At 71.8% G+C, this 9,691-nt stretch carries 9 protein-coding genes; 7 read left to right on the top strand and 2 right to left on the bottom strand.

Annotated features, from left to right (window positions below):
* Positions 1 to 269 precede the first annotated feature (269 nt).
* The 6 genes from miaB (at position 270) to ACY45C_RS09970 (ending at position 5,968) form a co-directional block, all read left to right on the top strand.
* Positions 270 to 1,826, top strand: a complete 1,557-nt coding sequence (miaB, locus tag ACY45C_RS09995; protein ID WP_462187347.1) for a tRNA (N6-isopentenyl adenosine(37)-C2)-methylthiotransferase MiaB — start codon at positions 270 to 272, stop codon at positions 1,824 to 1,826.
* Positions 1,823 to 2,623 carry a class III extradiol dioxygenase subunit B-like domain-containing protein gene (locus tag ACY45C_RS09990; RefSeq protein WP_462187345.1) on the top strand — a complete coding sequence of 267 codons (801 nt, stop codon included), beginning with the start codon at positions 1,823 to 1,825 and terminating at the stop codon, positions 2,621 to 2,623. Before miaB ends, ACY45C_RS09990 begins: the two co-directional genes overlap by 4 nt.
* Positions 2,620 to 3,531, top strand: a complete 912-nt coding sequence (gene miaA, locus ACY45C_RS09985; protein ID WP_462187344.1) for a tRNA (adenosine(37)-N6)-dimethylallyltransferase MiaA — start codon at positions 2,620 to 2,622, stop codon at positions 3,529 to 3,531. The genes ACY45C_RS09990 and miaA overlap by 4 nt, the downstream gene beginning before the upstream one ends.
* Positions 3,532 to 3,640: 109 nt before the next feature.
* On the top strand, positions 3,641 to 4,528 hold the full coding sequence (locus ACY45C_RS09980) for an EAL domain-containing protein (protein WP_462187343.1): 888 nt from the start codon (positions 3,641 to 3,643) through the stop codon (positions 4,526 to 4,528).
* 59 nt (positions 4,529 to 4,587) lie between these two features.
* Positions 4,588 to 5,463, top strand: coding sequence for a diaminopimelate epimerase (dapF, locus tag ACY45C_RS09975; protein WP_462187342.1), 876 nt, complete (start codon positions 4,588 to 4,590; stop codon positions 5,461 to 5,463).
* Between the two features lie 52 nt (positions 5,464 to 5,515).
* Positions 5,516 to 5,968 (top strand): VOC family protein, encoded by a 453-nt coding sequence (locus ACY45C_RS09970; protein WP_462187346.1) that lies wholly within the window; start codon positions 5,516 to 5,518, stop codon positions 5,966 to 5,968.
* Here the strand turns inward: ACY45C_RS09970 and ACY45C_RS09965 are convergent.
* Positions 5,890 to 6,567 (bottom strand): helix-turn-helix domain-containing protein, encoded by a 678-nt coding sequence (locus tag ACY45C_RS09965; RefSeq protein WP_462187341.1) that lies wholly within the window; start codon positions 6,565 to 6,567, stop codon positions 5,890 to 5,892. The genes ACY45C_RS09970 and ACY45C_RS09965 overlap by 79 nt on opposite strands.
* Before the next feature lie 518 nt (positions 6,568 to 7,085).
* On the opposite strand from ACY45C_RS09965, the gene hflX reads away from it, so the two are divergent.
* Positions 7,086 to 8,546: a GTPase HflX gene (gene hflX / locus ACY45C_RS09960; RefSeq protein ID WP_462187340.1), complete on the top strand. Its 1,461-nt coding sequence runs from the start codon at positions 7,086 to 7,088 to the stop codon at positions 8,544 to 8,546.
* A 65-nt stretch (positions 8,547 to 8,611) separates the two neighbouring features.
* Here the strand turns inward: hflX and lexA are convergent, their stop codons facing one another.
* Positions 8,612 to 9,382, bottom strand: coding sequence for a transcriptional repressor LexA (gene lexA, locus ACY45C_RS09955; RefSeq protein ID WP_462187339.1), 771 nt, complete (start codon positions 9,380 to 9,382; stop codon positions 8,612 to 8,614).
* Between the last annotated feature and the right edge of the window lie 309 nt (positions 9,383 to 9,691).

Genomic DNA, 9,691 nt, shown 5'->3' with positions numbered 1-9,691 from the left:
ATTACGTCCCCTATGCAAATATATCGAGCGGGGTGTTGCCTGATATCTTGGGCGGCCTCCAGGCCAGGATGGGTCGCCCCAGCTCCCGACGGGGAGGGTCCCGGTCCCGCCGGCGAGGCGGTCCGCGACGCGATCCCGTCCCCGCCGGACCCAACCCAGACCAACCCAGACCCGCCCCCGCACCCGACCCCAGACCCGGCCCGGTGCAGGCGCCGTAGGCTGGTCGGGTGAACGGCCGCAGCTACGAGGTCCGCACGTTCGGGTGCCAGATGAACGTCCACGACTCCGAACGGCTCTGTGGGCTGCTGGAATCCGCCGGCTACTCCCCGGTCGATCCCGGCGGCGAGGCGGATGTAGTCGTGTTCAACACCTGCGCGGTGCGGGAGAACGCCGACAACCGCCTGTACGGCAATCTCGGCCAGCTCGTCCCGGTGAAGAAGGGCCATCCGGGCATGCAGATCGCGGTCGGGGGCTGCCTCGCCCAGAAGGACCGGGCCGCGATCCTTGACCGGGCACCCTGGGTTGACGTGGTTTTCGGCACGCACAACCTGCACCGACTGCCCGTGCTGCTGGAGCGCGCGCGGCATAACGCGGCGGCCCAGGTCGAGATCGCCGAGGCCCTGGAGGTCTTCCCGAGCTCTCTGCCGACCCGGCGGGCCAGCCATCACTCGGCCTGGGTCAGCATCAGCGTGGGATGCGACAACACCTGCACCTTCTGCATCGTCCCCAGCCTGCGTGGCCGCGAGCGTGACCGCCGGCCGGGCGACGTGCTCGCCGAGGTCGAGGCCCTGGTCGCGGAGGGCGCCCTGGAGATCACGCTGCTGGGGCAGAACGTCAACTCCTACGGGCGCTCCCTGGGAGATCCCGGTGCCTTCGCGAAGCTGCTGGCCGCCTGCGGTCGCGTCGACGGTCTCGAACGTGTCCGCTTCACCTCACCGCATCCGCGCGACTTCACCGATGACGTCATCGAGGCCATGGCGACCACCTTGAACGTGTGCCACCAGCTGCACATGCCGTTGCAGTCCGGGTCGGACACCGTGCTGCGCCGCATGCGCCGCTCGTACCGTCGGGACCGGTTCCTCGGCATTGTCGAGCGGGTGCGGGCAGTCATGCCCGACGCGGCCATCACCACCGACATCATCGTGGGCTTCCCCGGCGAGACCGAGGCGGACTTCGCCGACACCCTCGACGTGGTGCGGGCGGCCCGGTTCTCCGGCGCCTTCACCTTCCAGTACTCGCCTCGCCCGGGCACCCCGGCAGCGACCATGGATGCCCAGGTGGACCGGGCGACTGTAGCCGACCGGTATACCCGGCTGGTGGCCCTGCAGGACGAGATCTCCTGGGCGGAGAACCGGGCCCTGGTCGGCCGGCGGGTCGAGGTGCTGGTCTCGGAGGGAGAGGGGCGCAAGGACGGCGCCACCGGCCGGATGTCCGGCCGGGCCCGGGACGGACGGCTCGTGCACTTCCGCGCGGACGAGGCCGCGAGCTCGCCCACCGGCTCGGGCTCGAGGGCGGGCGGCGCCGCGGTCGCGCCTACGGTGCGCCCGGGCGACGTCGTCGAGACGGTGGTGACGCGGGCGGCACCCCACCACCTCACCGCCGACGGCCCCCTGCGGTCCCACCGGGCGACCCGTGCGGGGGACGCGTGGGCGCTCGGGCGTGACGGTGGCGGTGCGGCCGCCGCGCAGCAGCCGGCAGGCGGACGGCCGATCGTCACCCTGGGCATCCCGTCCCTGCGGCCGTCCTCGCCCGGTCCCGTCGGCCTGGCGTCTGCTGGCACGGCGTCGGCCGGCGCGGACGCCTGCTGTACTCCGGTACGTCGATGACCCTCGTCGCCGCCGCGGTCTGTCCTCATCCTCCGTTGCTGGTTCCCGAGGTCGGCTGTGGTGAGCCGATCGAGGCACGGGCCGTCGCGGTGGACGCGGTGCGCCTGCTGTGTGCCACCAAGCCGGACACGATCGTGGTGGTGGGTGACGCGGCGACCGAGGTGTCCTACGGCCCCGCCGCGTTCGGGTCGCTGGCCGGCTTCGGCGTGGATCTCCGGGTGGACCTCGGCCCGACCGCGCTGGCCCCCGAGTCGCCGTCTGTCCCGTCGTCGCCCGTCCTACCGTCGCCCCCTCTACCGTTGTCGATCACGATCGGCGCCTGGCTGCTGGGCGCCGTCGGTTGGCCCGGCGCCCGCACCGCCGTCGGGGTGCCCGCGGAGATCTCTCCGGACGGGGCCGTCGCACTCGGATCGCGGCTGGTCGCGGGCTCCGCTCCGCAGGAACGCCTCGCACTGCTCGTGATGGGCGACGGCTCGGCCTGTCGCACGCTGAAGGCTCCCGGCGGGTTGGATCCACGGGCCGCGGCGTTCGACGCGACCGCCGCCGCGGCGCTGGCCGCGGGGGATCCAGCCGGCCTGCTCGCCCTGGACCCGGGGTTGGCCCGGGAGCTGCTCGCCGCGGGCCGGGCGTCCTGGCAGGTCCTGGCCGGCGCCCTGCTCGCCGCGACCCGGGACGGCCCGGGCCCGGGGTCCCTGGGCCCGGGGGCATGGAACAGTGACCTCCGGTATGACGACGCGCCGTACGGTGTCGGCTATCTGGTTGCCCTCTGGACACGGGATGTTGCCGAGCGAGGATGAACAGGCAGGAGGAACCGCGCCGGGGGCCGGTGGTGGCGGTCGTGGGGCCGACCGCTGGCGGGAAGAGCGACCTCGGCATCGAGATCGCGCTCGCCCTCGGCGGCGAGGTGGTGAACGCGGACTCGATGCAGCTCTACCGCGGGATGGACATCGGTACCGCCAAGGTTCCCGAGGCGGAGCGTCGCGGGGTGCCCCACCATCTGCTCGACCTGTGGGACGTGACGCATCCCGCGGACGTCGCGAGCTTCCAGGTGGACGCCCGCCGGGTAATCGACGATCTGCTCGCCGCCGGGCGCATTCCGGTGCTGGTCGGCGGTTCCGGGCTCTACGTCCGCGCGGTTCTCGACAATCTGACCTTCCCGGGGACCGATCCGGGCGTCCGGGCGCGGTGGGAGGAGGAACTGGCCCGCGTCGGCGCCCCGGCGCTGCACGACCGGCTGGCCGCGCTGGCACCGCAGGCCGCCGCGGCGATCCTGCCCAGCAACGGCCGGCGGATTGTGCGTGCCCTGGAGGTCGTCGAGCTCACCGGAACCTTCACGGCCACCCTGCCGGAGCACCGCTCGGTCTATGAGGTCGTGCAGATCGGCGTGGATCGCCCCGATCTCGACCAACGGATCACGGACCGGGTGGAGAAAATGTGGGGTGCTGGTTTTCCTGACGAAGTGCGAAGGTTGGTGGAATGCGGCCTGCGGGAAGGCCGAACCGCGTCTCGCGCACTGGGCTATGCCCAGGTTCTGGCCTGGTTCGACGGCGCAATGGACTCCGCTGAACAGGCCAAGCTCGCCACAATTACGGCGACGCGGCGCTTTGCCCGTCGACAAAGGTCCTGGTTCCGGCGGGATAACCGGATAGCCTGGTTGGACCAACCAGATGTCACCCAGGTGCGACGGCTGGTGGGTTCGCTCTGACGGGTGATCGGCCGACCGGGTCGGGGTCGATCGGGCCGCCGCCAATGCGTGGCGTCGCCGGTGGCCGGTGCGCGGCGGCCGGTCCCGCACGGCGTCTGGAGAGATCGATGTGACCGCGCCCACCGCTGATGCTGGTACCCCACCCGACCTGACTCTCGTCCCCGCGCTCTACGCCGCCTTCGATGATGGTTCGCTGCGGCTGCACTTCCAACCGGAGGTCGACCTGCGCAACGGGTCGGTGCCGGGGATGGAAGCCCATCCGCGGTGGCTGCACCCGGAACGCGGGGTGCTGGGCCCGGCGGATTTCATGCCGATCGCCGTGGCCGCGGGCCTCGTCCATCAGGTGGACCAGTGGGTGCTGCGGATGGCCGTGACCGAGGCGCGCACCTGGCATCGGATGGCGGTCGGGACGCCGATCCGCCCGCCCCGGTTGTGGGTGAACATCGATGGCCGCCAGCTTGCCAGCCTCGCCTTCGCGGCCGAGGTCGACCGGCTCGTCTCGGGCCGGGTGCTGCCGGCCGGGGCGATCGGCCTCGAGTTCAGCGAGCAGACCCTCGGGCTCGCCGCGCCGATGGTGCCCCGGTTGCTGACCCGGCTGCGTGCCCTCGGGGTGGCGATCGCGGTCGGGTCCTTCGGCACGTGGCTGGGCTCGCTGGCCGTGCTCGACCAGTTGCCGCTGAACCTCGTCAAGATCGACGGCCTGTTCCTGCGGGCGACCATGAAGGACCTCGAGGGTGAGGCCGTGCTCGCGGCCATCGTCCGGCTCGCCCACCAGCGCGGCCTGCCCGTCGTCGCCGACGATGTCGACACCGCGCGCCTGGCGTCCCGGGTGGTGGATCTTGGCTGCGATCGCGCCATCGGACCGGTGTTCTGTCCGCCGGTGCCGGTGGAGGACGCTCGGATGATCGCCCTCGGGCGCGGCCGGCCCGACCGCTGGTACAAGCCGTCGCATTCCGACGACCGGATGCGGGAGTGGGCGCGGGCCGCCGCCGGCTGACGCCGCCGCGGGAGCCCGGTCGTCAGGTGCCGAGCGGCGTCCCCCGTACGATCGGCGACGTGCGGGACGAGCTGGGGTTGCGATTCGTCAAGGGCCACGGGACGGGCAACGACTTCGTCCTCCTGCCGGATCCCGACGGGGACCTCGACCTCACCGTGGGCCTGGTGCGCGCGCTGTGCGACCGGCGGACCGGCATCGGGGGCGACGGGGTGCTGCGGGTGGTGCTCTGCGCCGCGGTTCCCGAGGCGGCCGGTCTGGCCGGCCGGGCGCGCTGGTTCATGGACTACCGCAATGCTGACGGTTCGATTGCCGAGATGTGCGGCAACGGCGCCCGGGTGTTCGCCCGCTACCTCGTCGACGCCGGATACGCCCGGCCGGGACGGTTCCACGTCGCGACCCGCGCCGGGCTGCGGCTCGTCGAGGTCGCGGTGGACGGTGACGTCACGGTCGACATGGGACCGCCGCGGATCATCGACGGACCCGGGGCCCCGGTCACCGTCGCCGATCGTGCCTTCACCGCGACCGCGGTCTCGATGGGTAATCCGCACGCGGTCTGCTTCGCCGACGACCTGGACGTCGCCGGGCTGCGTCGGCTCGACCTGACCCGACCACCGTCGTTCTCCCCGGTCGACTTCCCGGACGGGGTGAACGTGGAGATCGTCGTCGCCCGGCCGGGTGGGGTGGCGATGCGGGTGTTCGAACGTGGGGTCGGGGAGACCGCGTCCTGCGGCACCGGTGCCTGCGCGGTCGCGGTGGCCTGGGCGGCCCGGCGAGGTGCTCGGCCGGGGGGTGCGCCGGTCGAGGTCGAGGTGGATGTGCCCGGCGGCGGCCTGGTCGTGATCTGGCAGCCGGAGACCGTGCTGTTGCGAGGGCCCGCCGAGCTGGTCTTCGACGGCGTGCTGCGCCGTGCGGAGGTCCACGACCCGGTCGGGTGAGGTGTCCGTTTCCTACAAGACCCGGCCCGCCTGCCGGCCCTACGGTGCCCTCATGCCACCATCGTTCACCCTGACCGGTGTGATCGTCGCTGATATGGCCCGGTCCCTGGCGTTCTACCGCCGGCTCGGCCTCGACCTGCCCGCCGGGGCCGACGCCCAGCCGCACGTCGAGGTGCAGCTGCCCGGCGGTCTACGCCTCGCGTTCGACAGCGAGGCGACCATCCGATCCTTTGATCCGCACTGGTCGGCGGGTACCGGCTCGCCGCGGGTCGGGCTGGCCTTCGCCTGCGACACGCCGGACGAGGTCGACGAGGTCCACGCCGACCTCGTCGGCGCCGGTCACGCCGGCCACCTTCCGCCCTGGGACGCCTTCTGGGGCCAGCGGTACGCGGTCGTGCTCGATCCAGACGGCAACCACGTCGACCTCTACGCCCCACTGCCCGTAGTGGCCGCGATATCCGCGATATCCGCGACATCCGCTACCGAGACGTCCAGTTCGTCCTGAACGTTGGCAGTTCGGATGAGACGGGTCGGCGGAACTCCGGCGAGCGCGCGTACCTCCCGGGCGAGGTGCGCCTGGTCGGAGTAGCCGGCCTCGGCCGCCACGACCGCGAACGGGATGCCGGCCCGCGCCGCGTGCAGGGCGTCCTGCATCCGGAGGATCCTGGCGAGCGTCTTCGGGCCATATCCGAAGACGCGCCGGCAGCGACGCAGCAGCTGGCGTTCGCTCAGCCCGACTATGCGCGCGAGGTCGTCCACGGGCGCCCGGGCGCGGGCACCCGCCAGAACGGCGGGAACCAACCGGTCCACGAGCGCCGGGTGAACGGGCCGGGCGGCGATCGACGACTCGAATGCGACCAGGGGATCAGCGGCCATGGCGAGCCGCTCGGCGAGTCGCTGCGCCGGTCCGTCGCCCCACAGGTCGGCGAGCGGGATGCGTTGGTCGCGCAGTTCGTCCGCGGCCACTCCGAGGTGGGATGGTCCAGAGCCCGAGTCGAAGCGGAGCCCGACGTGCCGCACGCCTGGTGCCCAGCGCACCAGCTTCGCCGCCGTGTCCGGCCCCGCGACGATCAGATTGGCGTCGGAACTCCAGATGATGTCCATGCATCCGTCCGGCAACACCCGCCGGCTGCACACCAAGTCTGTGTGCCCGGTGCCGCCTGTGTGCCCGGTGCCGCCTGTGTGCCCGGTGCCGCCTGTGTGCCCGGTGCCGCCTGTGTGCCCGGTGCCGCCTGTGTGCCCGGTGCCCTCCGAGGGCCCGGTGCTGTCCGGACGCCGGTCCGCCGTCGTCCGCGTGGTGTCCGGGGGAGCCGGGCGGCCCGAGCTGTCCCAGATCGTCGCGGCGAGGCGGCGGGCCCGTCTCTCGTGGTACTCGTGGTACACGGCGCAGACGTTACGCCGGCGGAGCGGCAAAACGGTTCGCGATCGACGTGGTGGCGTGGGACCCTGGTTGGCGACGGGATTCGCCGGGAAACGAGGGGGGAGACGCGCCACGAGCGTGGCAGGGTCTTCCGGACCGGCGGATCCTCCTCGGGCCACCGGGTCGTGGGGCCCGGCCGGAGCAAGCGGCACGGAATGATCGCGGAATGGTGCGGTAACGGGCCGCGTTGAGAACGGATGGTATGACACTTCCTGCTGACGCCTTCGATGCGTCCACTCTCGACAGATCCCTCATCAAGCTGACTGGCGCCGATCCGTCTTACCTGCCGAACTTCTTCGACGATTCTGGGGACGGTTTCGACCTGGAGGATCGCGCCGCGTTGCGGCGGGTTCCCGGTCTCGCCACCGAGCTCGACGACGTCACCGAGGTCGAGTACCGGCAGCTGCGGCTGGAGCGTGTCGTCCTCATCGGCGTATGGACGTCGGGTTCCCTGCGGTCGGCCGAGAGCTCCATGGCGGAGCTCGCGGCGCTCGCCACGACCGCCGGTTCGGTGGTGCTCGACGCGCTCGTGCAGCGCCGCGATCGGCCGGATGCCGCGACCTACGTCGGTTCGGGCAAGGCGCGCGAGCTCGCCGAGGTCGTCGCGGCGACCGGCGCGGACACGGTGGTCTGCGATGGCGAACTCACCCCGGGTCAGCTGCGGCAGCTGGAGGAGGTCGTCAAGGTAAAGGTCATCGACCGGACGGCCCTCATCCTGGACATCTTCGCCCAGCACGCGACCTCTCGAGAGGGCAAGGCCCAGGTCGAGCTCGCGCAGTTGCAGTACATGCTGCCCCGGCTGCGTGGGTGGGGTGAGTCGATGTCGCGGGCCGCGGCCAGCGGCGGCGGCCGGGCGCCCATCGGTACCCGTGGTCCCGGTGAGACGAAGATCGAGACCGACCGTCGGCGGCTGTGGGCCAGGATGGCGCGGTTGCGCCGCGAGCTCGCCGCGATGACGACCGTGCGGGAGACCAAGCGTTCCGCCCGGCGGCGGGGCGAGGTCCCCAGCGTGGCGATCGCCGGTTACACCAACGCCGGTAAGTCGTCGCTGCTCAACCGGCTGACCGGCGCGGGTGTCCTAGTCGAGGACGCGCTGTTCGCCACCCTCGATCCGACCGTGCGGCGGGCGACCTTGCCGGACGGCCGGGCCTTCACCCTGACCGACACCGTCGGATTCGTCCGGCATCTGCCGCATCAGATTGTCGAGGCGTTCCGCTCGACGCTGGAAGAGGTCGCCGATGCCGATCTCATCCTGCACGTTGTGGACGGATCATCGCCGGATCCGGCCGCGCAGATCTCCGCCGTGCGCGAGGTTCTCAACGACATCGACGCGGGCGGTGTTCCCGAGCTGATCGTCGTCAACAAGGTGGACGCCGTGGAGCCGACGGTCGTCGCGGGGCTGCGCCAGCTCGCCCCAGACGCCGTGTTCGTCTCGGCACGCACGGGCGAGGGGCTGGCCGCGCTGGTCGACGCGCTCTGTGCCCGGGTGCCGCATCCCGACGTGGAGATGCGCGTGCTCGTGCCCTACAGCCGGGGCGACCTGGTCTCCCGGGTGCACGCGAACGGCGAGGTGCTCACGCTGGAGCACACCGAGACCGGTACCCGGCTGTCCGCCCGGGTCTCCCCGGGACTCGCGGCGGAGCTGCACGCCTACCGGGCCTGAGCCCAGGAGCGATCAAACGCGAGGCAACCCGGCCGGCCACCCGATGGGCGGCCGGCCGATCCACGTCAAACCCTGCGGAGCACAGCCACGATCCGGCCGAGGATGGTCGCATCCTCACCGGCGATGTCGGCGAAGGCCGGGTTCTCCGGATGTAGCCAGATCTTGCCGTCCCGAACCCGCAGGCGCTTGACCGTCGCCTCCCCGTCGATCATTGCGGCGACGATCTCCCCGTTGTCCGCGACCGACTGCTGGCGGACGACCACCCAGTCACCGTCGCAGATCGCCGCATTGATCATCGAGTCGCCGACGACTCGGAGCAGGAACAGAGTGCCCTCGCCGACGATCTCCCTGGGTAGCGGGAAGACGTCCTCGACCGCCTGCTCGGCCAGGATCGGGCCACCGGCGGCGATTCGGCCCAGCACCGGCACGTAGGCGGCGTCCGACTTGCTTCCTTCGGTGGTGCCCGGCGCCGCCTCACCGACGATGGGAATCGTGCCCGCCACCGTCGTCGCGCCCGCGTCCGCATTCGCGCGCCGCCGGGGGTGCTCGACGGTCAGCACCTCCATCGCTCTCGGGCGGTTCGGGTCCCGCCGCAGGTAGCCCTTCTCCTCGAGCACCTTGAGCTGGTGAGCCACACTACTGGTGCTGGTGAGGCCGACCGCCTCACCGATCTCCCGCACGCTGGGCGGATATCCGCGCCGCTCCACCGCGGCCCGGATGACCTCTAGCACCTTGCGCTGCCGGGGGGTCAGGCCCGCGTCCGCGGGGCCTTCGGGAAAGGCTCGCACGTTGCCGCGGGTTCCGCCCCGGCGCGTACCCCTGCCTTGGCTAGTCATCGCTTACCGCTCTCCTCGTCGCGTTTTTCTTCCGCCGTGCGGCCACCGGCCGGCCGGTGGCCGCACGGCGGACCGTCCCGCTCCGGAAGCCGTCACCCACCGACTCGCCGCTGTCCGTGACCGAGGGAAACCGCCCGGTTCACACCCGATCGACTCGACGGTAACCGGCGGGTCGCAGAATCTCAAACGTCTGTTCGAGCGTGTTCCTGGCGGTTTCCGGTTCCCGATGCGACAATCGACCACGCGTTCGATCGAACGAAGGTTCGATCTTTGGCGTTCGGTGTCGTCGGAACGGGAGGGTGCCATGGG

It is taken from the genome of Frankia sp. CcWB2 (assembly GCF_977927585.1).
The sequence above is the reverse complement of the archived record's forward strand: the minus strand, read 5'-3'. Positions and strand labels throughout refer to the sequence as shown.